Genomic DNA, 25,983 nt, shown 5'->3' on the forward strand with positions numbered 1-25,983 from the left:
CACCTGCATGCGCTTTACGCCCAGTAATTCCGATTAACGCTCGCACCCTCCGTATTACCGCGGCTGCTGGCACGGAGTTAGCCGGTGCTTCTTCTGCAGCTAACGTCAAGTGAGGCCGCTATTAACGACTCCACCTTCCTCACTGCTGAAAGTACTTTACAACCCGAAGGCCTTCTTCATACACGCGGCATGGCTGCATCAGGCTTGCGCCCATTGTGCAATATTCCCCACTGCTGCCTCCCGTAGGAGTCTGGACCGTGTCTCAGTTCCAGTGTGGCTGATCATCCTCTCAGACCAGCTAGGGATCGTCGCCTTGGTGAGCCCTTACCTCACCAACTAGCTAATCCCACCTAGGCATATCCTGACGCGAGAGGCCCGAAGGTCCCCCTCTTTGGCCCGAAGGCATTATGCGGTATTAGCCATCGTTTCCAATGGTTATCCCCCACATCAGGGCAATTTCCCAGGCATTACTCACCCGTCCGCCGCTCGACGCCCTTAACGTTCCCCGAAGGTTCAGTTAAGTCGTTTCCGCTCGACTTGCATGTGTTAGGCCTGCCGCCAGCGTTCAATCTGAGCCATGATCAAACTCTTCAATTTAAGATTTTGTTCGGCTCAATGAATACTGACTTCAAAACTACTAATGTAATTTTAAAGCTATTATCGTTCCAACAGAACGATAATGAATTGACTGTGCCAAGTCCGAAGACTCGTTTGGTCACTTCGTTTCATTGAAACCTAATTTGATACCGAGGTATCTAATTGGATTATCATCAACGAGTGCCCACACAGATTGATAGGTCTATATTTTTAAAGAGCTTTTTCTAACTTCCGTTGCGCTCAGCGCCGCGTCGTTAGGGGTGCGTATCTTACGCTTCCCATTTTGAGAGTCAAGCATTTTTTCAAACTTTCTTTTCTCTCTTTCCAACTCGGTGTGTGATGTTTGTCTCACTCCGTGTCGGTGAGGCGGCATTATAGGGAGGTCTGACAGGATGACAAGTGTTTTTTCGAAATTAATTTCTGTTTGCTCAAAAAGAAATCAAATCATTAAAAATAGAATAAAATTTCAACATTTGAGTCATGTCACATCAATATATTGGAAAAACAACAACCATATACGTAAGATCCCTGTGTCTATTTTGTTAACAGTAGACCTAATTTTTCTTCAAACCTAAAAGTTGTATTCTAATATGAGTTCAAACAAATCGACCTTAATGATTGTCGCCTTAGCTGTATTAGGTGGAATCATCTTTTCGCAGGTTGCTGTGTCGCCTGCATTAAGCTTTGTTCTGGGTGTTTTTGCTTCCGCTTTTATTCTTAAACTTTCGAACACCACTATTGAGCAGGAACAACCTAACGATCCATCCACTAAAACATTGTATGTAGGTAATCTTCCATACAAAGCAAACGAGTCACACGTAAAAGAGTTGTTTGCTAAACATGGTGAAGTCTTTGCAGTGCGCTTAATGAAAGATAAACGCACAGGTAAACGAAGAGGCTTTGGATTTGTGGTGATGGCAGCAACTGATGCTCAAACCGCTATCGATGCTTTAAATGAAAAAGACTACATGCAACGCACTTTAAAGGTACGTATCGCCAACGATCCTAAATCGCAATCGGAAAATGTTGAACTGGACTAAAGCCGAGCTGGTGTAATGCCTTATTTAACGCTCCCTCTTCCCAAGGGGGAGCTGTTGAGAAAATCTCTCGCTTTCCACGCGTTTCTTTCTTGCCCGTCGTCTCAAGTAAGTCTTCAACTCTTCTTGCGATCGCTTCCCCAGAGTCAACCAACAAAACACGATCTGTCAGTACCGCTTGAATCTCTTGCTTAATTAATGGGAAATGAGTGCAGCCCAGTACTGCGACATCTACTTTATTTTCGATTGCTGCGAGTATTTGTTTTAACTCGGCTAAGTCAACCGCCTTTCCTCTCAACTTCTCTTCCGCAATATCTACTAAGCGAGTCGAACCTAATAGCTCGACAGGCTTGCTTTGTGAGAAGTCTCGAATCAGGTCATGGGTATACGGGCGTGTTACTGTCGCAGGGGTCGCGATCAACCCCACCGCTTTATTGGCTAAGTTTGATGCAGGCTTGATAGCTGGAACCACGCCAACGACAGGAATAGTCAGTTTTGCACGTAGTGTAGGAAGAACGATAGTGCTTGCCGTATTACAGGCGATGACGACTAAATCGATATGATGCTTTGCAACTAATGAAGTAACTAATCTATCCACTCGGTCGATCAAAGTATCATGGTCCAACTCACCATACGGGTAGGCTTCATTGTCAAAGATATAGAGATACTCAAGTTGAGGCAGCTTACTTTGAATTTCTTGATAAACAGATAGACCGCCTACCCCAGAATCAAAGATTAAGATTTTTGCTTGTTGCTTGGACACTTGAGTCACTCATTTACTTTCGACCATGCAATGATACTCACTGCTCGATATTTGGCAATCTCTTCGCTTGATAGCGTTGATGACTGAACCGTTCGCCGTGCTCTACGTCGATTAATTCAAGTTCAAGGCGACCAGTGTAGCTACGGGTCTGGGTGACTAAGGTATGAAACTCACCATCTTCTCCGCATGGGTCAACGCCTGCGGGTAGACTATCGATGAAGGTTTTGGCGTACCATTTACCGCAATAACTTGAGTCCAACTGCGTGCCATCAGTTGTGACCACCAGCGTTGTGATGCCTCGTTCAATAATCTCTTCAGCAAGTTCGCGGCTGTTTGCTCCTAGTAGCGGAAAAACACACTCCCACCCTGCAGGTTCAATGTAGCTACGGCGGTATGCCTCGATACCATTACAAAACATATCGCCAAACGCGACTGCATCAATATTGAGGTTAGAAGCCTTTAGCGCGTTGATGATGGTTGATTGATACACCTCGTTGGAAGGAAACACTGCAGGCAGTTCGATTTTAATCAGAGGAAGACCCAACAACTCAGCTTGCATATCGACCACCGATATCGGCGTCGCTTGAAAAGGCACTTCGTCTTCAACATAGGTGGTATAAAGCCCTACCACTTGGTATTGATCGCTGTCCATCAATCTTTCGAGAGTGAGAGTCGAATCCTTGCCGCTCGACCAGCTAATGATGACGTTCTTTTTCATACTGTTTTTCTATTGATAAGAAAAAACCGCCCGGAGGCGGTTTGATACTTTAAAATGCGTATGTAGCATTCAGGTAATATGAACGCCCCATCGTGTTATAAGTTTCTTGTGTTGTGTACTCTTCATCGAACGCATTATGGATTCGACCTCGAACAGTCAACTGTTCACTGAATGCGTAGCTCGCTGCAAAATCAACTAACGTGAAAGCTTCTAACTCATTGGTATTGTCAGCATCTTCATAACTCTTACCACGGTAAACCGCTGTCGCATCTAGCTGCCATGCATTTAACTGATACCCTAAGTTCCAACGCGCTACATGCTTAGAACGACGAATTAGCTGTTTACCCGTTGATGAATCTGTCGCATCAACATAATCATAGCCAAACGTATTTGAGACATTATCTAGGTAGAAGGTAATTGATGATTCAATACCTTTCATTTCTGCTTTATTCACGTTCGAAGGAATCCAATCGCCTGCTGTGTTATTTGGATCCACTGGAGCCCAAGCAATCAACTGATCAATTTCAGATTTATAGCCCGTTACTTGCCATTCAACGGAGTCATGATAACCATGGAAGCCGAGTTCATAGCCAAAGCTTTCTTCAGGTTGAAGATTTGGGTTACCCGCATCAGGATAATAAAGATCATTAAATGTTGGTGCTTTAAAGCCAGTACCAACATTAGCCGCAGCTTTTATCTCGTCAGATAACTTATAAGATGCACCTAGTTGCCATGTATTGCTGCGGCCATAACTTTCGTTGTCATCGGTGCGCACACTCGCTTCCGTAGCAAACTGTTCTACCACATAGTTTGCAGTTACGAAGAGAGCTTTATTGTCACGAGACTCTTGGATGTAGGTTCCCTCTGTTGTAGAAACCTTCTCTTCATTCCACTCTAAGCCGCCAGCAAACGTGAAATCATTAGTTAGTTTGTAGCTATGCAGCCAAGTCGCAACGTTTCTTTCACTTTCAAAACGAGAGTCATCTTCCAAGTCGTTACTATCACGGCCTTTGTCAGCATTCACTGCTAGCGTAAGTTCAGAAAAATAACTTCCATTTAGATATTTAGCCTTACCAGCAAAGTTATAAAGTGTGCTTTCTGATTCCGCATTAGGCTGAATCACATTGGTGAACGAGCCAAAATCAAAGTTCGTCTTGTCGTATTCAGAGTTACCTTTGTGGTAATAACCTTGAAGGCTAACTTGAAGAGCATCATTCACTTGATGCCCAATCTCAGCCACAACACTCGCTTTATCATACCCATCTTTATCATCTTCAAAAGGTGTTGTATCTGTCGAGGTGCGCGCTGATACGGCTCCGCTATCACCATTAACAGAGACGCTTACTTTACCCCAAGTGTTTTCGTTGAGATCACTAGCTGCATTAATACCCGCTTCGTAGTAGCCATGGCTTCCCATACCACCAGTTACTTCGGCAATGCTTTCACCTTGGTAGTTGGTCACGATGTTGATCACACCAGAGATAGCATCAGAACCGTAAAGTGCAGCTCTCGCACCGCGAATAAACTCTATACGTTCAACACCCGTTAGTGGAATCTGGCTAAAGTTCGCTTCACCTGCAGTAGAGCTACCAATACGAACACCGTTAATCAGTACAAGTAAGTGGCGAGAAGAGCTACCACGAACATAGACGCTTGAATACTGTCCAAAGCCAACACTGTTAACTTGCACACCTGGTAATGAGCGCAACGCTTCCGGTAGTGATTTTACCTGAGAAAGTTCAAGCTCTTCTTTGGTAACAATAGTAATCGGAGAGATAACATCTTTGATACTTTGCTCAAAACGGTTCGCTGTGACTACCATAGTCTCATCGGCAGAAACTTCTTGAGCATAAGAATAAGAGGTGTGTGAAAGTAGCGATGCCACTGTCATCGCTAAAATAGATCGGTTCATTTTTATAATCCTAAATCGCGTAAGTCCTACTGAGCGTGGAGCGTCTTGCTTCCAGTGTGTTTACTCAGTTGCTGGCAGGTCTTCGGACTTAAGAGCTCGGATTTACCACCTAATCACTCGACTTCCCACACAACTCTATGTGCAGTGTCCTATTGAGCTTTCGTTCTCTTTTACCGCTGCGCGTCAGTTCTGGAATTACACCAGATTCCCTTTTCAGCCATCTATACATCTAAATGGCACCAGCTTGGCGACGATGTTATTAAGCTATTAGTTGTTTGTCTAGCCAATATTGTCGATTTATATCATTTAGACACATTTCATAGCGCTCACAACTGCCTCTTTACACACTATCTTTAACACATAACCGGACAAGACTGGACATAGCGCTGAGATTGAATAAAATCTGCGCTCTTAAACTAAATACACCTTCCACAGGTACCAAACCAAAGGTAATAATCATGGCGACTCTTGATGTAAACCCGCAAACCTACCAAGAACAATTGGCTGATAAAGTCGATCGTCTTAATGAAATGTTCGCATCTTACAATGTACCTGAGTTGGAAGTATTTGAATCTCCTGAGCAGCACTACCGTATGCGAGCGGAGTTTCGCGTTTGGCATGAAGGTGAAGACCTTTACTACATCATGTTTAACCAAGAGACGCGCGAAAAATACCGTGTCGACCAGTTCCCAGCCGCAAGCCGCCTAATCAACGATTTAATGCCACTGCTGGTTGATGCAATGAAAGACAATGATTCACTGCGTCGCAAACTGTTCCAAGTTGATTTCCTTTCGACGCTAAGTGGCGAGATTTTAGTATCACTGCTTTACCACCGTCAGCTTGATGATGAATGGACACAAAATGCCAAAGCGCTTAAGCAACGCCTAAATGATGAAGGCTTTAACCTCAATATTATTGGCCGTGCACGTAAGATGAAGATTGTCCTAGATCGTGACTACGTAATTGAGAAGCTGGATGTAAATGGCAAACCATACATTTACCAACAAGTAGAAAATAGCTTTACTCAGCCAAATGGTAAAGTTGCTGAAAAGATGCTTGAGTGGGCGGTGGATTGCACCCAAGAGAGTACTGGCGATCTGTTAGAGCTTTACTGTGGTAACGGTAACTTCTCACTCGCTTTGGCACAAAACTTTGACCGTGTATTAGCGACGGAACTTGCTAAGCCATCTGTAGTATCAGCGCAATACAATATTGCGGCGAATAAAATTGATAACGTACAGATCCTGCGCCTGTCTGCTGAAGAGTTTACTGAAGCAATTGAAGGTAAGCGTGAGTTCCGCCGACTAAAAGATGCCGGAGTTGATCTACACAGCTACAACTGCAACACCATCTTCGTTGATCCACCACGTTCAGGGATGGACATCGATACTTGTAAGATGGTTCAAGGTTACGAGCGCATCATGTACATCTCTTGTAACCCAGAAACGCTAAAAGAGAACCTAGATGTGCTGTGCGAAACGCATAATGTGACGCGATTTGCTCTATTTGACCAGTTCCCATATACCCACCATATGGAAGCGGGTGTACTGCTAGAGCGCAAAGCGTAACTACTCAACACAAAAAACGTCAAAACAAAAAACGAGCCACTTGGCTCGTTTTTTTTATCTCTGCGTTACTTAGAAATTACGACTCTACTTTTTCAGAAGATGGAGTTAAGAAACCTAACTTCTTCGCCACCCACACGAGTAAACCTAGAGTGATAAAGATGGCTAACATATTTGAACCAGCGTCTGGGTGCTGCGCCTTGATAAAGGCAGAATGGCCAAAGGCACCGACAAAGAAACACGCTAGGCCAACGAGCGGAATATCTTCAGAGACTGGGTTGTTTAGGTATTCTTGATAAAGAGCTTGTACTGAGAGAACAAGCGCAATCAGTGGAAAAATAGAGAAAGAAACTTCGCTCATTGTCAGCCAAGACAACATCGCATCACCACACATACCCGCAACCAGTGCCAGTACGAGTGTTTTTTTCTCAGAACCACGATTAACTTGGTTTATTTCATTCGACATTAATCTATCCCACCTTTTAATCGGTTACGTTCACGTTCTTTGCGATACCAGAAAGCCCCTTTGGCTATCATTCGCAATTGCATTATTAGACGCTCGGCGAGTTCATCTCGCTCATGTCCACCAAGATCCAACGCTTCTGCGCCAGAACTGAAAACTAAAGTGACTGACGCTTCCGCTTGGGTAAACGCTTCATCACGAGCCATACCTGTACTGATCAGGTATTCGGTCATCTCGGCTACAAAGTGCTGCATTTCTCTTGCAACCGCGGTTCGAAACTCAAATGAAGTACCAGAGCGTTCACGTAATAATAGTCGGAATACGTTGGGGCTACTTTCAATAAACTCCATAAAAGTTTCGACTGAAGTACGAATCACACTGCCTTCTTTGACAATGCGCTGACGAGCTTGGCGCATCAATTGACGCAGCAGCAAACCACCTTCATCAACCATGGTTAGACCTAACTCATCCATATCTTTGAAGTGGCGATAAAATGAGGTAGGAGCAATGCCAGCTTCACGCGCAACTTCACGTAAACTTAAGTTTGAAAAACTTCTATCGGCACTGAGTTGACTGAACGCAGCATCAATCAAAGAACGACGTGTTTTCTCTTTCTGCTGTGCTCGGATTCCCATCGATTTCATATTCTTTTTCTACTTCGTACTTCGATGGTCATTAATATACAACGATTGACTTAAGGAGATAACCCAAAATCTCTCGCTTTGACGATCGAGAGGCAATTAAACCGAGTTCCGTTGATTTTTCAATCTTTTCACTCTTAATTAGAGACATACGACATACCCTTTAATCTATTTGCTTGATTCTACGTGATCCCACCGACTCTCTAGTGTGCTTTTGGTGTACGCCTTAACGGAATCAGTTAAAATCTCGCTACAGCAATGTTAAGACAATATAACAAGGAAGAAGCTATGGTGGAGAGTAACCACTTTGATGTAATCGTTATTGGTAGTGGCCCAGGTGGTGAAGGGGCAGCGATGGGATTAACCAAAGCAGGACTAAATGTCGCCATTGTCGAAAAGGAAAGCAGTGTCGGGGGTGGTTGTACTCACTGGGGCACTATCCCTTCAAAGGCACTTCGCCACGCGGTTAGCCGTATTATCGAATTCAATAACAACCCTCTGTTCTGTCATAACAATACCAGCCTACATTCCACATTCTCGAACATCCTTGGTCATGCAAAGTCGGTTATCGATAAACAAACGCGTCTACGCCAAGGCTTTTATGATCGTAATCAGTGCTCACTGATTTTTGGTACGGCGCGCTTTATCGATAAGTACACCATTGCCGTGATGCAAAGCGATGGTACTGAAGAGACTTATAGTGCAGACCGTTTTGTCATCGCTACTGGCTCGCGCCCATATCAACCTGAAGGTGTTGATTTCACCCATGAGCGCATCTATGACAGCGACTCAATCTTAAACCTTAAACACGACCCTAGACATATCATCATCTATGGTGCTGGGGTGATCGGTTGTGAATACGCTTCAATCTTCCGTGGTTTAGGGGTGAAAACCGACCTGATCAACACTCGTGACCGTCTACTGGCGTTCTTAGATAACGAGGTGTCAGATGCGCTTTCCTATCACTTCTGGAACAGTGGTGTGGTGATTCGCAATGATGAAACGTTTGAGAAGATTGAAGGCACTGAAGATGGCGTGATTGTTCACCTAGAGTCTGGCAAGAAAATGCGCGCCGACTGTATTCTTTACGCCAATGGACGTACTGGTAACACAGATAAATTAAACCTAGCAGCTGTCGGTCTAGAAGCAGACTCACGTGGCCAGTTAAAAGTCGATGGCAACTATCAAACTGAAGTGGACCATGTCTACGCAGTGGGCGATGTGATTGGCTACCCTAGCCTAGCCAGTGCCGCGTATGACCAAGGACGATTTGTTGCTCAGGCAATTAACAAAGGCCAAGCTGAAGGTCACCTGATTGACGACATCCCGACCGGAATTTATACGATTCCAGAAATCAGCTCAGTGGGTAAAACTGAACAAGAACTTACCGCAGCTAAAGTGCCTTATGAAGTCGGCCGTTCTTCGTTCAAGCACCTTGCTCGCGCCCAGATTGCAGGTAAAGATATTGGCAGCTTGAAGATTTTATTCCACCGCGAAACCAAAGAGATTCTCGGTATTCACTGTTTCGGTGAACGCGCGGCAGAAATCATTCATATCGGTCAAGCAATCATGGAGCAAAAAGGCGAAGCGAATACCATTGAGTACTTCGTTAACACCACCTTCAACTACCCGACCATGGCGGAAGCCTACCGCGTTGCGGCATTGAATGGTTTGAATCGCCTGTTCTAAGCTTAATCTGCATATAAAAAAGCCGCACTGTGCAAAGTGCGGCTTTTTTGTATTTTACGTTCAATCAGTGACTATGGCCTTGAGAGAGGTTAATCAATACCACCCCGCCTGCAATCATTAACATGCCAATCCATACCGTGGTATCAAGATGTTGGCGATAAACAAAAGTCGAAATCAAACTGACCGTCACAATCGCCAGTCCAGCCCATAATGAGTGCACAATACCCACTGGTAAATCTTTCATCGCTTGACCTAAAAACAGAAACGCCGCCAAATGACCTGCTATCACCAATGCAGCAGGCACTGGTTTCGATAGACTAAAACCATCTGTTGCCTTTAACGCAACATGTGAAAGCGCTTCTGCCATCACGCCCATCAGTAAGAAAAGCCAACTCATTATGCAACTTCCTATTATTAAAATTGAACGGTAACGCTGTTTTCAAGGCATAAAAAAGCCTACACTGATTAAGCGCAGGCTCATCAATGAATTCGAGTTATTGATTTAAGTAAGCAGCATGAAACTCTAGGTGCTCATCAATAAAACTAGAGATAAAGTAGTAGCTGTGGTCGTAACCAGGTTGAATACGAACTTCAACATCTGAGTCATGCTCTTTCGCCGCTGCTTGCAACATTTCTGGTTTTAGTTGCTCGACTAAGAAGTTATCGGCATCACCTTGATCAACCAAAATAGGCAGTTTTGCTTGTGCTTGTTTAAGCAGTTCACTTGCGTCGTACTGCTTCCACGTTTCAAAATCATTACCCAAGTAAGCGTTAAATGCTTTTTGCCCCCAAGGGCATTGCATTGGGTTGCTGATCGGGCTAAATGCGGAAATTGAGCGGTAACCCTGAGCATTTTTAAGACCGATGGTTAACGCGCCATGACCACCCATGCTATGACCAGATATCGACTTAATGCGTGATACTGGGAAATTAGCTTCAATCAGTGCTGGCAACTCTTCTGTCACGTAGTCATACATATGGTAGTGACGTGACCAAGGTTCTTGTGTCGCATTAAGGTAGAAGCCAGCACCTTGGCCAAGATCGTAGCCTTCATCATCAGCGACATCTTCACCACGAGGACTAGTGTCTGGTGCAACAATGGCAATGCCCAACTCTGCAGCTCGGCGGAAGGCGCCTGCTTTTTGCATGAAGTTTTCATCGCTACAAGTTAAACCTGATAACCAATAAAGAACCGGTACTGGCTTGGTTTTCGATGCGTTTGGCGGTAAGAAGATTGCAAAGCGCATATTGCAGTTCAACGTTACAGAGTCATGGGTGTATTGTTTGTGCCAACCACCAGCAACTTTGGCTTGGCTAATATTTTCGATAGTCATTGAGTAGGCTCCATAAAGCTGACGGTTCAATTAAAAGGCATTCACTTTGGTAAAAGCGCGCAGGTAAGGACACTCTTAACAAAGGGAATGTCCACCACCTCCCGGGCGAAAGATGGTGAGAAAGATGTCTGGGCGAACAGACGGTCTCTTATCGACAGGACAGTGAGTCAATAAGAGACCTAAGTGAATTACTTATCCATGTGTAGAACAGTACGGATAGACTCACCTTTGTGCATTAGTTCGAATGCTTCGTTTACGTCATCTAGGCCCATTGTGTGAGTGATGAACTCTTGTAGCCCAAACTCACCTGCCATGTAACGGTTTACGATTTCTGGAAGTTCTGAACGGCCTTTAACACCACCGAAAGCAGAACCACGCCATACGCGACCAGTCACTAGTTGGAATGGACGCGTTGAGATCTCTTGACCTGCACCAGCAACACCGATGATGACAGACTCGCCCCAACCTTTGTGACAACACTCAAGTGCTTGACGCATCACGTTTACGTTACCGATACATTCAAATGAGTAGTCAACACCACCGTCAGTCATCTCAACGATAACGTCTTGGATTGGCTTGTCGAATTTCATTGGGTTGATGCAATCAGTCGCACCAAGCTGTTTTGCTAGTTCGAATTTGCTTTCGTTGATGTCTACACCGATGATGCGGCTAGCACCAGCCATACGAGCACCGATAATTGCAGAAAGACCGATACCGCCTAGGCCGAATACAGCAACTGTGTCGCCTTGTTCAACTTTAGCTGTGTTAAGTACCGCACCCATACCAGTCGTCACACCACAACCTAGAAGACAAACTTCTTCAAGTGGCGCTTCTTTGTTTACTTTCGCAAGTGAGATTTCTGGTAGTACCGTGTACTCTGAGAAAGTTGAACAACCCATGTAGTGGTAAATTGGCTCACCGTTGATAGAGAAACGGCTTGTGCCATCTGGCATTAGGCCTTTACCTTGAGTTTCACGAACTGCCTGACAAAGGTTAGTTTTACCAGACTTACAGAACTTACATTCGCCACATTCTGCTGTGTAAAGTGGGATAACGTGGTCACCAACTTCAACGCTAGTCACGCCTTCACCCACCATTTCAACAATACCGCCACCTTCATGACCTAAAATCGAAGGGAAGATACCTTCTGGATCGTCACCTGATAGTGTGAAAGCGTCAGTGTGACAAACACCAGTCGCTACGATACGAACAAGAACTTCACCTGCTTTAGGTAGTTCAACATCAACCGTTTCACGCTTTAGAGGTTCGCCAGCTGCCCAAGCAACCATTGCTTTTGATTGGATATGAGTTTGACCTGGTTTGAGTTCAAGTGTCATTGGATGTTTCCTTCAAATAGGTATTTAAGATGACGTAGTAAGCGTAGTAGAGCTTTCGTCTCACTTCTGCGTCGTTTTGTTGGTTGCCATTTTAGGCGTTTCACAGAAAATGATAATCCCATCAAATCGAAAATCATTTTTACATATACGTAATAATAAGCCCAATGAACAAAAAACCGGGCCTATAGCCCGGTTCATCATTAGCACTCAATTTATTAAGCGAGGAATTCTCCTCTGCGCCACTGGCGAGTCAATATCAAACCAAGTGTCACTCCACGCATCGCCATAAAGCTTAGCATTGCCAACCACAGCGCATGGTTACCCCAGCCCATCGCGAAGTAAAAAATAATAAAGAAGGCGCAAGTAGAGAAAAACATACTATTGCGCATCTCTTTACCTTTGGTCGCGCCAACAAAAATGCCATCAAGTAGAAAACACCACATGGAGATAAGTGGCATTGCTACCAACCAAGGCAAATAATTGAGTGCAATAGCGTGGACACTTTCAATATCCGTGATCAAGCTGATCAGGTTCGATCCCGCCAAAGCAAAGGCGATGGTCAGTCCGATACAAATCACCAAACTCCAGAAGAAGGTACCAATCAATGATTGATTAAGCTGATTGCGGTCCTTAGCACCAATCGCTTTACCCACCATTGCTTCCATCGCGTAGGCAAAACCATCCATGCCATAGGAGATCATCATCAAGAAGCTCATCAGTACCGCATTAGCGGCAACAATCTCATCGCCAAAACTGGCACCTTGGAAGGTCATAAAGGTAAAGGTCATTTGCAGACACAGTGAGCGCAGAAAGATGTCACGGTTAAGCTTTATAAATCGACTCAGGCCATTAGTGGTATCTTTGATTAAGCCAAGTAGTGGTGGCAAACTATCTTGATGCCACTTGCGCCATACACACCACAGACCAAAACTCATCCCAGTATAGTCAGCAATGACTGAAGCCAGCGCCGCGCCCTCGACTTTCCAACCAAAGCCAATCACAAACAGTACATCTAACGCTATGTTGGTCACGTTAGCAATGATCACCATCCACATTGGCGCTTTGGCGTTTTGTGTTCCAAGTAACCAACCGAGGAGAACAAAATTGGCCAATGCCGCTGGGGCACTCCAAGCGCGAATCAAAAAATATTGCTCGCCGTAATGCTTCACCTTGTCACTGGCATCACTAAAGCTAAACACCCAGTCCGCAATGGCTTGGTGGAATAAGAGAAACAGCCCTGCGAAGCCCAAAGCCATCGCTATCCCTTGTGTAAAGACCAGTCCCAATTGATGTTTATTGCTCGCGCCGTAAGACTGCGCCGCTAGGCCCGTGGTCGACATACGTAAAAAGCCAAGCAGCCAAAAGGTTACACTGATCATTGTGCTGCCAAGCGCGACACCACCGAGATACCAAGCGTGGTCAAGATGGCCTATCACCGCAGCATCAACCAAACCCAATAGCGGTACAGTAATGTTAGAGAGAACCATAGGGATCGCGATCAGTAGCACTTGTTTGTGCACATCGCGATTGGAGAGAGTCTGGAGTATTTGCACGTTGCCACTCAAATAAGGATTGAATGGCAAGTGTAACGGGATCACCAGCGAAGCTGAACCACTACTGGTGTTAAACGTTGTTTTAAGAAGTTCACTTTGTTAAGCCAGCGCTGCCAAAGCTTCCACCGCCCACAGTTTTGCTCGAGTGGTCGATAGGTCTTGACCCAGCGTGCCCAAGGTAAGTAACCCAACATTGCTTCGCCCGGTGCGCTATAACCATGACCGTACTGATCGGAGCCAAGTTTCTGGCCTAGCTTGGTGTGGGTAAGATCACCGGCTAAAACGATGCAGGCACGAGCGCTATCAAAATGACAGCCCAAAGCCTGAATGAACTTCGCGACCTGTTTTTCTGAACAATCGAGTAATGCATGCTCACATACGATCATCACCGGAGTTTTTTCTGGTACTGGTAGCTGCTCAAGCCAACTTAGATCATCAACGCTACCGCAGACAAGGTGATAGCGTTCACTGTTGTGGAACAGTTTCTGTCGCCAAAGTAGATTTTCAGTAACATCGAGCTCGAGCCAATGACAACGACCATTATCAACGCGGTAAAAGCGGGTATCTAATCCGGCACCAACATTAACGATCCAACCATCTGGATTACGTTTAATAAAGTCGGAAACGTGCTGATCGCACAATTGGGTAAGGGTGGCGTGAAGGAGCTGTTTTTGGTCGATGTCACCAGCAAAACATTCTGGTGCCAATTGGCAACGCTGACACGCACGGGCAGCGATAGGGTCATACACCAAGCCATTATCAACCAAACTTTCACGGCTACGAAGCCATAACGGTTTCAGTAAATTACTGGGTATTTGATAGCGATGTTTAGCTGAAGTTTGATTGGCGGCCATTATCATCTTCCTTCTGTAGCCAGAAATCAGATGATAATGAATATCAATTACAAAATCAACAAGTGAGAACTTATCTCAAACAGAGATTACATCCAGTCTGTGTTGCGAATAATGCCAACAGCTAAACCTTCAATCGCTAGGTGCTGACTGGTCAAATCCACTTTAATTGGTGCAAACTCTTCGTTTTCTGCATGCAGTAATACCGTTGAGCCTTTACGCTCTAACCGCTTCACCGTTACGTCATCATCAACGCGTGCAACCACAACCTGTCCATCACGAACATCTTGTGTCTTATGCACAGCGAGTAGATCGCCATCCATAATACCGATGTCTTTCATACTCTCGCCGTTAACACGTAGTAAGAAGTCCGCTTGTGGTTTAAACATCCCCGGATCGACTTGGTAATGTGTTTCTACATGCTCTTGAGCAAGAATTGGCTCACCTGCGGCTACTTGGCCAATCAATGGTAAACCTTCATCATCATTGGCAGCATCTTCTAACAAGATACGAATACCACGAGAGGCACCAGGAATGATTTCAATCGCTTCTTTACGAGCAAGCGCTTTTAAATGTTCTTCAGCAGCATTTGCTGAACGGAAGCCGAGTTCACGTGCAATTTCAGCACGAGTTGGCGGCATACCAGTCGATTCAATTTTGTTTTTGATCAGGTCAAAAACTTGTTGTTGGCGGGGCGTTAACGGCTTCATAAGTCACCTGTCTTTTTATACAGTTAACTGTGAGTATATCCAGTAATTGGTTAAATGCAAAGCCAATTGATTGTTTTTTGGTGAGTTTAGAAAAATAGGATTTCTAACCAGGTGTAACCCGCCAATAACATGGTCACCATAACCGCGGCCGAACCGATATCTTTGGCTCGTCCAGATAGCGGATGGTGCTCCTCACTCACCCGATCCACCACCGCTTCAATCGCACTATTAAATAGCTCAGCGATTAACACCAACACAACGGTAGCAATCAGCAGGAGACGCTCAAGTTGGCTGTCAGCAATAAATAATGCGGCAGGAATCATCAAAGATGCGAGGATAATTTCTTCTTGAAAAGCAGGCTCATGTTTAAACGCGGCTTTTAATCCTTGGCATGAGTAGCGGGTGGCATTTCTCAGCCGTTTAAATCCATGTGTCGTTTTTGGCTTCAAGCTCTTTTCTCTATTTTATTTAACAAACAATTCATTCAGAACAAAGATTGATGTTTTCATAATCAATAATAAGTAAAAGGTTCGACCAGTTTCTGTTATCCTTGCCCGCTATAAAAATACCCGCTTAGGTGCATTCCCACTTCTATAGTTAGAGAAATGGAAATGCGGTTAGGCAAAACATCTATTTCGAGGCTAAGAACCTTATGTCTTCTGGACGAATGTTATCGCGTTCCTTACTAAAACTGCCAATGTCAGTGTTAGTGAAAGGAACCACAATTCCTTCAAACCCTATTGAAGATCATAGCATTGATATAAACAAGCCTATTGTCTACGCTTTGCCATACCGCTCAGATGTCGACTTACTCGCGCTGCAAGCTCAAGTAATGAAATTAGGTCTACCGGATCCACTTGAAGCAGTAGAAATTAACGGTAAGCAATTTAACCGCTACGTTTTCACCTCTTCTCGCCAAACCGTCATGGCTAACGACCAAGACGTACCTAGCGATTCAATTACGCAATTTTCCGATCTGCTTGAGCTACACAAATTCGATAGCGAGTTGGATGTTCAAATCATTCCGACGACTGTTCTGTGGGGGCGTAAGCCGGGTAAAGAGTCACAGCAGAAGCCATATCTGCAATCATTAAATGGCCCACAAAAAGCCAAGGCGATGCTCCTGGCAGGTCGTGACTGTTTAGTGCGTATTAGCCCAGTGGTATCACTGCGTTACATGGCAGACTCTCACGGCACCGATACTTCTATTGCCCACAAATTGGCACGAGTGGCGCGTATTCATTTCTCACGTCAGAAGCTCGCCGCGTCAGGCCCTAACTTGCCAAGTCGCCAAGCTTTGTTTGATCGCTTAATGCAGTCAAAAGCGATTGAAAAAGCAATTGAAGATGAAGCGAAAGCGAAAAATATCCCGATAGAGAAAGCACGCAAAGAAGCGCAAGCGATCATGGATGAGATTGCTGCTGACTTCTCTTATTCACTGATTAAAAATGGTGAGCGTCTGCTCGGCTGGCTGTGGAACCGTATCTATCAAGGTTTGAACATCACTAACGCTGCCACTGTGCGCAAGCTTGCTCAAGATGGTCATGAGATTGTTTACGTGCCTTGTCACCGTAGCCACATGGACTACTTGCTGCTTTCTTATGTGCTGTACCGTGAAGGCATGGTGCCACCGCATATCGCGGCGGGTATCAACCTAAACTTCTTCCCGGCAGGACCGATTTTCCGTCGTGGCGGTGCGTTCTTTATCCGTCGTAGCTTTAAAGGCAACAAACTTTACTCGACAATCTTCCGTGAATACTTAGCCGAGCTATTTGCTAAAGGATATTCAGTAGAATACTTCAGTGAAGGTGGTCGTTCACGTACGGGTCGTTTGCTGCAAGCGAAAACCGGCATGCTGGCAATGACGATTCAAGCAATGCTACGTGGTCTTAACCGCCCAGTGACGCTTGTGCCAGTCTACATCGGCTATGAACACGTGATGGAAGTCGCAACCTACGCTAAAGAGCTACGTGGTAAGCGCAAAGAGAAAGAGAACGCGAGCTTAGTACTGCGTACAATTCGTAAGCTGCGTAACTTTGGTCAAGGCTATGTGAACTTCGGTGAGCCGATTCCGCTTAACCAATACCTCAACGAGCAAGCTCCTGAGTGGACCAAAGATATTGATCCTATGGGCTCTAGCAAACCACAGTGGCTAAACCCTGTGGTCAACGATCTTGCCACCAAGATGATGACGCATATCAATGATGCCGCTGCAACCAACGCGCTAACACTGTGTGCGACGGCGCTGCTTGCTTCTCGTCAACGTGCTCTATCTCGTGACAGCTTGGTCAATCAGATCGATTGCTATCTTTCGATTCTGAAGAACGTGCCGTACTCATCAACCTATACCGTCCCGCAAGATGATGCTGAATCTCTGGTTAAGCACGCGGAGTCACTGGATAAGTTTATGCTCGAAGCGGACAGCATGGGTGATATTGTCTCTCTTGACCGTAACCAATCGATCTTGATGACTTACTACCGTAACAACATCATTCACCTACTGGCCCTGCCGTCGTTGATCGCGCAGATGCTCGTGCGTCACCAACAGCTATCACTTACGCAAATTCAAGAAAACGTCGCCTTGGTTTATCCGTTCTTAAAACAGGAACTGTTCTTAAGCATTGAGCAAGAAAACTTAGCTCAGCTGACCGAAGCGTATATCGAAGAGTTGGCGAGCCAAGGTTTAGTGACCATCAACAGTGAACAACAAGTGTCAATCAACACCGCGAACAGCCAAGTGCTGGTATTGCTCGGTCGTACGATTACTGAAACTCTACAGCGCTACTCGATTGCACTGAATCTATTGGTCGCTAACCCTGAACTGGGCAAATCTGACTTAGAGCTTAAGAGCCAAGATATCGCTCAACGACTTGGTCGCCTGCACGGTATCAATGCGCCAGAGTTCTTCGACAAAGGGGTATTCTCTGCCCTGTTTACCACGCTAAAACAGCAAGCTTATCTTGATGTTGATGGTAACTGTGACAGTGCTAAGAGTGAGCAACTGGCTAAGCTCCTTTACTCAATGCTCTACCCTGAAGTTCGCTTAACCATTGAAGAGAGCATCTACCAAGCGGTAGAAGCCAAGCAAGCGCAGTAAAATTACTCGTTTTGAAATCTAAAAAAGGGCATCCAATCGATGCCCTTTTTTATTACCAGAATGCGATAAACAAACCTATGGTGACTATCATGCCAACATAGTTGTTATTGAGGAAAGCCCTAAAGCAGAGGTCACGCTCGCGATGACGAATCAAATGCTGCTGAAACACAAACAGAGCACCGACCATCAATAAGCTCCAATAGAAGCTTGCGCCGAGCTGATACCAAGTACCGACAAACATCAGCATGGTTAAAGTCATCAGTTGTAAAACGCCAATCACCATCTTATCGAAGCGACCAAACAGAATCGCGGTCGACTTAATGCCTATCTTGAGGTCATCGTCTCTATCAACCATCGCATACTGAGTATCGTAGGCAATGGTCCATATGGCATTAATGGCAAAGATAAACCAAACCATCATCGGCACTTCGCCTGATTGCGCCGCCCACGCCATTGGGATTGACCAACTAAACGCCAGACCTAAAAACAGCTGAGGCAAGTGAGTAAAGCGCTTCATAAATGGGTAAATAAAGGCCAGCACAATACCAACAATAGAGAGCTGAATCGTCAGCGTATTCATGCTCAATACCAACACGAATGAACTAATCGCTAACGCTAAAAATAAGCCAATTGCTTCTTTCGAACTAACCCGACCCGATGGCAACGGGCGTTGCTTAGTGCGTTTAACATGCCCATCAACCTTACGATCGGCAAAATCATTAATGACGCACCCTGCGGCGCGCATGAAAATAACCCCGAGCACAAAGACCAATAAGACTTTAAAATCAGGGATGCCCTGAGCTGAGATAATTAGCGCCCATAAGGTCGGCCAAAGCAGTAATAAGGTCCCGATGGGTTTGTCCATACGCATTAACTGCCAATACGCGACGGCCTTCTCCGAGGTCATTTAATACTCTCCTTTGTATAAATGGGCGCAGTAGGTAAAAACAACTCAGCAACGAGCATCGGTTTATGGTTCATCCATAGGCGAGAGCGACGAGCTAGCAAGATTTCGTTATTGACTTCAACAATGCCAACCTGAAGGGCATCTCGCTTTACATCATTAGCGCTAAATACAGTGAGCCCTAAAGGAATTTCACCTTGCTGAGCAAGATCGAATTCTTGGCCTTGCATTGACGATTGAGGGATTAGGGTACGACCTAACACCCAAGCTTGACCATCACCTTTGAGCACAACTTTACGCAGCAAACACGCCTCTTGTGCCAATAGGGAGACTTCTTGGTCGTTAAGCTTCTCTGCTTTTACAATTTTGTTATGGAGTAGATCTACATTCAAAGATTGGCAATAAGACTCTAATAAACGTGACAATGAGCCCTGTTCTAATAACCATTTTTTTGCACTTTGTGTAGGAAAGCTAAAATTATCAGGGTCTTGCCATTTAGTCTGGCGTAAGGCTGATAAATAAAGCGCAGTCGATTGATTCATACTAGTATTCAATAAGTAGCCTTATCATCGTACAATAAAGCTTCGATCTCTGATGTTAACCACTACTTCGAGTGCTTAACGCATTTTTATTACAAATAGATGCTCCATTGTAACAAGACTCAGGCGATTCGAATATCGTGATTGGAAGAAAGAAAAGTTATAAATATGATTAAACGTTACCTAGCCCAAATATTTTGCCTCTTGAGCCTTGTTATTAGTTTGCCGACTTTTGCAGAAGAAGAGTCAACACCGAAGTTAGCCTACTTCACCCTAGAACCTGATTTAACCACCAACTTCTACACCAAAGGTAAGAAGCTTGGCTATATTCAAGTTCGCATTGATATCATGGTTGCCAGTGAAGCCGATTTGAAAATCATCGAACTACACCAACCTTTGATTCGTGATGCAGTGATTGAACTGTTAGGCAAACAGTCAGAAGATACCATTACTTCATTAGCCGGGCGTGAAGACTTACGTAAAACCCTCGTCAGCCAGCTCAATGAAACCTTACTACCAGAAACCGGTAAAACCATCATTGCTGATTTACTATTTACCAAGTACTTATACCAGTAACTTGAGTAATCTCTTGATACTAAAAAGCGGCGCTAAACGCCGCTTTTTTCTTGCTTACTGTTTGGCATTAGCTCGACTTGCGTCGACTAAGCCAAATACCACGCCAGATAATAAGCCGACTAGATGGGCCGTATTGGCAATGGCCATAAATGGCTGCATAAAGCCAAGAACCAACCACACCAACATAAAACCAATAACAGGTTTAGGCATACTCAAACCAACTTGTGGCGCTTTATAGCCTAGCATCCATAGGTAGCCGACTAACGCATAAACAACCCCTGACAAGCCGCCGAAGTTGGCCCCTTCAACCCAATATTGCCCAGCCCCCGACAATGCCGCAGAAACCAAAAACAGCTGAATCAGTTTTGTCGAACCTAGCTTTTGCTCGATATCACCACCTAACTGCCACCACCAGAGTAAGTTAAAGGCGATATGCATCACCGAGAAATGCAATAGAGCATGGCCGAACCAGCGCCATAGTTGCCACTCTTGACCCGCTAGGGCCGGAAAGTGCAACGCCTGAAAAATAGCATTGCTCATACCAAACTGTTGCAAGACGAAGATCACCGAGCAGACCAGCATCACCAACAAAGTCATTGGCCCTGCCTTGGCTTTGATCATTGCCAACATACTTGGTGAATTGTAGGTAAAGTGACTCTTGCGTGACTCAGCCATATCCCACGAGGCTGCCTGATATTTATTGGCGTTGGGGTTGGCAAGAAAATGATCGAGTTCGGCTTGAACCTCAACTTGGTGCTGACCGTCCTTTAGCCATAATGCGAATCGCCCTTCTCCCTCAGGCATCATCTGAATATCAATCTGACGTGAGGCCATATAATCGATAAAGGCCTGCGCTATACGCGGATTATTGAGAGAGATGAGTCTATGCATAAAGTTATCCTAGATTGGACTGCGTCGGTAATTGAGCTCTTTGCCAGGCTTCAAAGCCACCATCAACACTATACACCTGCTCAAAGCCTTGGTTAACCAAATACTGAGCGGCACCTTGACTACTTACCCCGTGGTAGCACATCACCAAGACTGGTTGCTCAAACTCCACTTCATCCATAAAAGAAACCATAGTGTCATTGGTTAGGTGAAAGGCATTTTTAGCATGAGCAACGGCAAAAGATTGTGGGTCACGGATGTCGACCATTGTTGCGTCACCTTGCTCCAACAAGCGCTGCGCGCCATCGACATCAATATGTTTAAACTGGTCCATCAACTTTCTCTTTTCTGTTTTAATTATCGGCCGTCATTGTAACCTATCCAGTGATTAACAAGTACACGGAGTGAGTAAGGTTATCCACTAGCGATCATATTTCGACCATCTGTGGATAAAACTGTGGATTGCGTTGATAAAGTGTCTATTCGATTCTGGATCCACAATATATAGTAATGATCCTTATTTGAATGTGTGTAAGCAAGAAACTATCCCCATCAACAACTTGCCTCTAATGCCTTTATTCACCCCGCTTTCTGACAGATAGCAAAGAAATTTACCACAGAGTTACCCACAGGCAATTACATCAAGATTAGATCCCGTTATCGCGTTTAAATACCGTTTATGATCGGCAATAAAAAAGCCGAGATCATATGATCTCGGCTTCTTAAAAATTCGGAGAGGGAGAGACTAAAACTCGCCAACCGCAGCCTTAAGCTTTTTCATCGCATTCTTTTCAAGCTGACGAATACGTTCCGCAGATACGCTGTAAGTTTCAGCAAGCTCTTGCAGGGTAGATTTATTGTCATCTAACCAACGAGAACGAACAATATGCTGACTGCGATCATCTAAGCTCTTAAGTGCTAAGCTCAAACGGTTATTGGTGTGAGCTTCCCAGTTTGACGCCTCAACATGGTCTGCAACGTCTGACGCTTTGTCTTCTAAATAGACCATAGGTGCAGTGTACGAGGTGCCAGTCTCGTCATCATCAGTCGGCATCTCAAAGGTTGCATCTTGTGCAGCTAGTCGAGATTCCATTTCACGTACTTCTGATGGCTCTACACCAAGCTCGCGTGCAACGGTTTCCACTTCACCATTATTGAACCAACCTAGACGCTTTTTCGACTTACGTAGGTTAAAGAACAATTTACGCTGGGCTTTGGTTGTGGCGATTTTCACAATGCGCCAGTTACGTAGCACATACTCGTGAATTTCAGCTTTAATCCAGTGAACAGCGAAAGAGACTAGGCGAACGCCCACTTCAGGGTTAAAGCGTTTTACCGCTTTCATTAGGCCGATGTTGCCTTCTTGAACAAGGTCAGCCATTGGTAGGCCATAACCTGAATAACCGCGAGCAACGTGCACAACAAAACGTAGGTGTGAAAGGATCAATCCTTTTGCCGCCTCTATCTCGCCGTCGTAATGCAGTCTCTCAGCTAAATCACGCTCCTCTTCAGGAGTTAGCATTGGGTAGCTGTTTGCTGAGCGAATGTAGCTATCTAAGCTATCTTGCGTTACAGCTGCCATTGGGTATGCTTGACTTGTCATTCAGTTCCTCATCAATCTCTGATCTGGAGTATTTTTAACCCATCAATCTTGAACCTAAAATGAACAGGTTTCAAGCAGGGGAAAGTTATTATGCATAAACAAACTGTCTATACAAGATAAAAGTATACGGTAGCGTGTACTTTTATCAATAGTATGACAGCGACATAATAAACAGGTTCAATTTAAACGGGCTCTATTTCTTTTAGATGACGCTGAGCAGAAACCTTCGCCGCAAGGCAGCCTAGGAAAGTACCTAACATCACCAACAACAGGGATTCATCCCAGCTCAAACCAACCAGTCTAAAACGGCTATCATACAGTAGCGCCAATTGCTCAACACTGTTGTTGAGTATAATTGTGATAACCGCTGTTAAAATCCAAGCAATCGTCGCACCGAGCAATCCAAACCACATGCCAGAATAAAGATACGGGCGTAAAATATAGCTGTTGGTGGCGCCAATCAGCTTCATGGTTTGAATTTCATCTTTGTTGGCCAGTACGTTAAAGCGCAATGTATTACCAACAATTAAGAATACCGAGCCTAGCATAAGCACAGATAGAGTGACGACGATACCGCCAACAAGATTCTTAATCGCATCCAAACGAGTCAGCCAATCCTCATCAAGACGTACATCAGTAATACCATCTTCTTTTGCCACACGTGCCGCTAACTGCTTGATCGATTCTTTATCTTCCTGACTTGGTGTAATCACCAAGACACCAGGTAGAGCATAATCATCAAGCATAGTCAGCGCGCGCTCAAAGCCCGAATACTGACTAAGGTCATCGAGACCTTGCTGAGGGGAAACGTACTCCACACTCGCCACATCCAACGCACTCTCTAACTGATCTTTCAATACCATCACGCGCGCTTCCGGTGTTTGCTCTTTTAAGTAAGCACTCACTTGCGAAGGGCTAGTGACATTGGTAGAGGCAGCAGAAATATTCTTACCCAATAAATAGAGTGCAGAAGGCATCGCTAACGCCATAGAGATGACGGCTAAGGTGAGAATATTGCCCATCGGGCGCAGCCACATCTCACCTAATGAGGCTTTAGCTTGCTTAAGATGCACAGTGAAGAAGCTATCGCGTTTAACACGATTTTTGGCTCGATTTGAATTGCTCGCTTTTTTACGAGATTTAATGGCCATAATCTTCGACCTCACTCAAGAAACCTTGGTTTAACTCCAGATGACGATATTGTGGGCGAGTATTCACTAACCCCAGGTCGTGAGTCGCTAATAGGATGGTCACGCCAGCACGGTTAAATTCTTCAAACAGCTTTAACACGCGATTTGATAAATCTGGGTCTAGGTTACCCGTTGGTTCATCGGCCAATAATAGTGTTGGTCGATTGACAACCGCCCGTGCAATGCCCACGCGCTGTTGTTCACCACCCGACAATTGACTTGGTAGACACTTGGCTTTGTCGAGTAAGCCTGTTTTATCTAACGCAGCAGAAACACGGCGCTTAATCTCGTTTTCTGCAATTGACTCAATCCGCATAGGCAAAGCAACGTTATCAAACACACTTCTATCCATCAGCAGTCGATGGTCTTGGAAAACAATTCCGATATTTCGACGCAAGAAAGGGATGTCTTTGCTTGGGATACGAGTGATGTCGTGCTCATTGAAGCTAATTTTTCCATCGGTTGGACGTTCAATAGCACATATCAACTTTAGCAGCGTACTCTTTCCGGCACCCGAGTGGCCACCGAGAAAGGCCATTTCACCTCGACGGAGATGAAAGTCGACCTTCTGTAAAGCTTGTCGACCACCTCGATAAGCTTTACTCACTTGCTGAAATTTTATCACTCGAAATCCCTCTTAACTGAGTTTCTTCAATTGCTTGTTGGATAGATGACCGAATTAGTCTTCTCGACTAAATAATGCGTCGATAAATTCTTGAGTTTCAAATGGACGTAGGTCATCAATACCTTCGCCCACACCGATGTAACGAATAGGGATTTGGAATTGATCAGCTAGGGCAAAGATCACCCCACCTTTCGCTGTGCCATCTAGCTTAGTCAGAGTAATACCCGTTAGCGGTGCAACATCGCTAAACAGTTTTGCTTGGCTAATGGCATTCTGACCAGTTCCCGCATCGAGCGTCAGCATAATTTCGTGCGGAGCAGAACCGTCGACTTTTTGCATCACGCGGACGATCTTACGCAGCTCTTCCATTAGGTTCGCTTTGTTCTGCAGACGACCAGCCGTATCGGCTATCACCACATCAACACCTTTAGCTTTCGCTGATTCAATCGCATCATAGATAACCGAAGCACTGTCAGCACCAGTATGCTGAGCCACAACCGGGACGTTATTACGCTCGCCCCATACTTGCAGCTGCTCTACTGCTGCAGCGCGGAATGTATCACCTGCCGCCAGCATCACTGACTTGCCTTGCGCTTGGAACTGCTTGGCTAGCTTACCGATCGTGGTTGTTTTACCCACGCCGTTTACACCCACCATCAAAATAACGTAAGGCGCTTTACTGCTATCAACTTCAAGTGGTTTCTCAACGTTAGACAGAATCTCAGCCATCTCTTCCTTAAGCAGCCCGTATAGTGCTTCGCCATCTTTCAGATCCTGACGAGACGCTTTTTCTGTCAGGTTATCAATGATTTTTAGCGTGGTATCCATACCAACATCAGCAATCAGTAGCTGCTCTTCAAGCTCTTCGAATAGCTCGTCATCGATCTGTTTGCCTTTAAACAAGCCAAAGAAGCCAGCACCAATGTTGGCTTTAGTGCGCGCTAGACTGCGTTTAAGACGCGCAAAAAAGCTTTCTGTTGGTTTTTCTTGTTCTGCCACGCGAGGTTCGACTGGCGGAGCAACTTCTTCTTCAACTTCAACAACTGCTTCTGCTTCTGCTTCTGCTTCTGCTTCTGCTTCTGCTTCTGCTTCTGCTTCTGCTTCTGCTTCTGCTTGCTGAGTTTTGGTTTGTTCTAACTGCTCGTCAACAGTTTCAAGCTGCTCTTGCTCACGTTCTTCGGCAGTTTGTTGTGTTTCTTCAACGGGTTGTTTTGCTTGTTCTTCATCACCAAAACCAAGCCAAGAGAGTAAACCGCGCTTCTTTTTTTCCGTCATCTGGGGCTATCCTAGATCGTCTTAATTAAATCAGACTCTTTTCTGGGGCTATTATCGCTACTCAGAAAAGACAAATGACAACAAAGTGAAAAGTTTTCACTGATAAAGCGATGGTA

Annotated in this window: 25 protein-coding genes, 1 rRNA gene and 1 riboswitch; of the genes, 5 read left to right on the forward strand and 21 right to left on the reverse strand. The window is 45.1% G+C overall.

Annotated elements, in window-relative coordinates:
- Positions 1-597 (reverse strand): 16S ribosomal RNA (locus VIA_RS00005); the annotation flags it as partial.
- Between the two features lie 590 nt (positions 598-1,187).
- Here VIA_RS00005 and VIA_RS00010 point away from each other — a divergent pair.
- Positions 1,188-1,637 carry an RNA recognition motif domain-containing protein gene (locus tag VIA_RS00010; RefSeq protein ID WP_004409518.1) on the forward strand — a complete coding sequence of 150 codons (450 nt, stop codon included), beginning with the start codon at positions 1,188-1,190 and terminating at the stop codon, positions 1,635-1,637.
- Here VIA_RS00010 and murI read toward each other — a convergent pair.
- Genes murI through VIA_RS00025 form a run of 3 tightly spaced genes read right to left on the reverse strand, consistent with a single transcriptional unit; the run spans position 1,603 to position 5,027 of the window.
- Complete coding sequence (murI, locus tag VIA_RS00015; protein ID WP_004409520.1) at positions 1,603-2,406, reverse strand: glutamate racemase; 804 nt, start codon at positions 2,404-2,406, stop codon at positions 1,603-1,605. The genes VIA_RS00010 and murI overlap by 35 nt on opposite strands.
- Positions 2,407-2,434: 28 nt before the next feature.
- The gene (locus tag VIA_RS00020) at positions 2,435-3,115 is read right to left on the reverse strand and encodes a Dph6-related ATP pyrophosphatase (protein ID WP_004417950.1); all 681 of its coding nucleotides are present in this window, start codon (positions 3,113-3,115) and stop codon (positions 2,435-2,437) included.
- A 49-nt stretch (positions 3,116-3,164) separates the two neighbouring features.
- Positions 3,165-5,027 carry a TonB-dependent receptor domain-containing protein gene (locus tag VIA_RS00025; protein ID WP_004409526.1) on the reverse strand — a complete coding sequence of 621 codons (1,863 nt, stop codon included), beginning with the start codon at positions 5,025-5,027 and terminating at the stop codon, positions 3,165-3,167.
- A 56-nt stretch (positions 5,028-5,083) separates the two neighbouring features.
- A riboswitch (cobalamin riboswitch) is annotated at positions 5,084-5,286 on the reverse strand.
- 199 nt (positions 5,287-5,485) lie between these two features.
- On the opposite strand from VIA_RS00025, the gene trmA reads away from it, so the two are divergent.
- Entirely contained in the window at positions 5,486-6,595 is a 1,110-nt protein-coding gene (trmA, locus tag VIA_RS00030; RefSeq protein ID WP_004409528.1) for a tRNA (uridine(54)-C5)-methyltransferase TrmA, read from the forward strand.
- 76 nt (positions 6,596-6,671) lie between these two features.
- On the opposite strand, the gene VIA_RS00035 is transcribed toward trmA, so the two are convergent.
- A complete protein-coding gene (locus tag VIA_RS00035) occupies positions 6,672-7,058 on the reverse strand; it encodes a YijD family membrane protein (protein ID WP_004409529.1) in 387 nt (128 codons plus the stop codon).
- The gene (gene fabR, locus VIA_RS00040) at positions 7,058-7,699 is read right to left on the reverse strand and encodes an HTH-type transcriptional repressor FabR (RefSeq protein WP_004417952.1); all 642 of its coding nucleotides are present in this window, start codon (positions 7,697-7,699) and stop codon (positions 7,058-7,060) included. The genes VIA_RS00035 and fabR overlap by 1 nt, the downstream gene beginning before the upstream one ends.
- A 255-nt stretch (positions 7,700-7,954) precedes the next feature.
- Between fabR and sthA the strand changes: the two genes are divergently transcribed.
- Positions 7,955-9,385, forward strand: a complete 1,431-nt coding sequence (gene sthA / locus VIA_RS00045) for a Si-specific NAD(P)(+) transhydrogenase (protein WP_071816255.1) — start codon at positions 7,955-7,957, stop codon at positions 9,383-9,385.
- A 64-nt stretch (positions 9,386-9,449) separates the two neighbouring features.
- On the opposite strand, the gene VIA_RS00050 is transcribed toward sthA, so the two are convergent.
- From VIA_RS00050 to VIA_RS00080, 7 genes are all read right to left on the reverse strand, one after another.
- Positions 9,450-9,782 (reverse strand): DMT family transporter, encoded by a 333-nt coding sequence (locus tag VIA_RS00050; RefSeq protein WP_004409536.1) that lies wholly within the window; start codon positions 9,780-9,782, stop codon positions 9,450-9,452.
- Positions 9,783-9,879: 97 nt separating this feature from the next.
- Positions 9,880-10,719 carry an S-formylglutathione hydrolase gene (gene fghA / locus VIA_RS00055; RefSeq protein WP_004409538.1) on the reverse strand — a complete coding sequence of 280 codons (840 nt, stop codon included), beginning with the start codon at positions 10,717-10,719 and terminating at the stop codon, positions 9,880-9,882.
- 188 nt (positions 10,720-10,907) lie between these two features.
- Positions 10,908-12,056, reverse strand: coding sequence for an S-(hydroxymethyl)glutathione dehydrogenase/class III alcohol dehydrogenase (locus VIA_RS00060; RefSeq protein WP_004409546.1), 1,149 nt, complete (start codon positions 12,054-12,056; stop codon positions 10,908-10,910).
- 215 nt (positions 12,057-12,271) lie between these two features.
- The gene (gene dinF, locus VIA_RS00065; RefSeq protein WP_004417954.1) at positions 12,272-13,609 is read right to left on the reverse strand and encodes an MATE family efflux transporter DinF; all 1,338 of its coding nucleotides are present in this window, start codon (positions 13,607-13,609) and stop codon (positions 12,272-12,274) included.
- Between the two features lie 41 nt (positions 13,610-13,650).
- Entirely contained in the window at positions 13,651-14,463 is an 813-nt protein-coding gene (locus VIA_RS00070) for a class I SAM-dependent methyltransferase (protein ID WP_004409549.1), read from the reverse strand.
- Between the two features lie 86 nt (positions 14,464-14,549).
- Entirely contained in the window at positions 14,550-15,170 is a 621-nt protein-coding gene (lexA, locus tag VIA_RS00075; RefSeq protein WP_004409550.1) for a transcriptional repressor LexA, read from the reverse strand.
- A gap of 86 nt (positions 15,171-15,256) precedes the next feature.
- The gene (locus VIA_RS00080; RefSeq protein ID WP_004417957.1) at positions 15,257-15,619 is read right to left on the reverse strand and encodes a diacylglycerol kinase; all 363 of its coding nucleotides are present in this window, start codon (positions 15,617-15,619) and stop codon (positions 15,257-15,259) included.
- Positions 15,620-15,822: 203 nt separating this feature from the next.
- Between VIA_RS00080 and plsB the strand changes: the two genes are divergently transcribed.
- Entirely contained in the window at positions 15,823-18,267 is a 2,445-nt protein-coding gene (plsB, locus tag VIA_RS00085) for a glycerol-3-phosphate 1-O-acyltransferase PlsB (RefSeq protein ID WP_004409559.1), read from the forward strand.
- Positions 18,268-18,319: 52 nt separating this feature from the next.
- Here the strand turns inward: plsB and ubiA are convergent, their stop codons facing one another.
- Together ubiA and VIA_RS00095 are read right to left on the reverse strand one after the other, a co-directional pair.
- Entirely contained in the window at positions 18,320-19,174 is an 855-nt protein-coding gene (gene ubiA / locus VIA_RS00090; RefSeq protein ID WP_004409561.1) for a 4-hydroxybenzoate octaprenyltransferase, read from the reverse strand.
- A complete protein-coding gene (locus VIA_RS00095) occupies positions 19,171-19,713 on the reverse strand; it encodes a chorismate lyase (RefSeq protein ID WP_004409565.1) in 543 nt (180 codons plus the stop codon). The genes ubiA and VIA_RS00095 overlap by 4 nt, the downstream gene beginning before the upstream one ends.
- A gap of 165 nt (positions 19,714-19,878) precedes the next feature.
- Here VIA_RS00095 and VIA_RS00100 point away from each other — a divergent pair, with 165 nt between their 5' ends.
- Positions 19,879-20,286 carry a flagellar basal body-associated protein FliL gene (locus VIA_RS00100; protein WP_004409566.1) on the forward strand — a complete coding sequence of 136 codons (408 nt, stop codon included), beginning with the start codon at positions 19,879-19,881 and terminating at the stop codon, positions 20,284-20,286.
- Positions 20,287-20,340: 54 nt separating this feature from the next.
- Here the strand turns inward: VIA_RS00100 and glpG are convergent, their stop codons facing one another.
- The 6 genes from glpG to ftsY form a co-directional block, all read right to left on the reverse strand.
- Positions 20,341-21,177, reverse strand: coding sequence for a rhomboid family intramembrane serine protease GlpG (glpG, locus tag VIA_RS00105; protein WP_004409567.1), 837 nt, complete (start codon positions 21,175-21,177; stop codon positions 20,341-20,343).
- A gap of 4 nt (positions 21,178-21,181) precedes the next feature.
- Entirely contained in the window at positions 21,182-21,508 is a 327-nt protein-coding gene (gene glpE, locus VIA_RS00110; RefSeq protein ID WP_004409568.1) for a thiosulfate sulfurtransferase GlpE, read from the reverse strand.
- 411 nt (positions 21,509-21,919) lie between these two features.
- Positions 21,920-22,777 carry an RNA polymerase sigma factor RpoH gene (gene rpoH / locus VIA_RS00115; protein WP_004409569.1) on the reverse strand — a complete coding sequence of 286 codons (858 nt, stop codon included), beginning with the start codon at positions 22,775-22,777 and terminating at the stop codon, positions 21,920-21,922.
- Between the two features lie 182 nt (positions 22,778-22,959).
- On the reverse strand, positions 22,960-23,928 hold the full coding sequence (gene ftsX, locus VIA_RS00120) for a permease-like cell division protein FtsX (protein ID WP_004409570.1): 969 nt from the start codon (positions 23,926-23,928) through the stop codon (positions 22,960-22,962).
- On the reverse strand, positions 23,918-24,592 hold the full coding sequence (ftsE, locus tag VIA_RS00125; RefSeq protein ID WP_004409571.1) for a cell division ATP-binding protein FtsE: 675 nt from the start codon (positions 24,590-24,592) through the stop codon (positions 23,918-23,920). The genes ftsX and ftsE overlap by 11 nt, the downstream gene beginning before the upstream one ends.
- Positions 24,593-24,646: 54 nt before the next feature.
- The gene (gene ftsY / locus VIA_RS00130; protein WP_004409572.1) at positions 24,647-25,867 is read right to left on the reverse strand and encodes a signal recognition particle-docking protein FtsY; all 1,221 of its coding nucleotides are present in this window, start codon (positions 25,865-25,867) and stop codon (positions 24,647-24,649) included.
- Positions 25,868-25,983 lie beyond the last annotated feature (116 nt).

It is taken from the genome of Vibrio orientalis CIP 102891 = ATCC 33934, assembly GCF_000176235.1.
Classification (GTDB): domain Bacteria; phylum Pseudomonadota; class Gammaproteobacteria; order Enterobacterales; family Vibrionaceae; genus Vibrio; species Vibrio orientalis.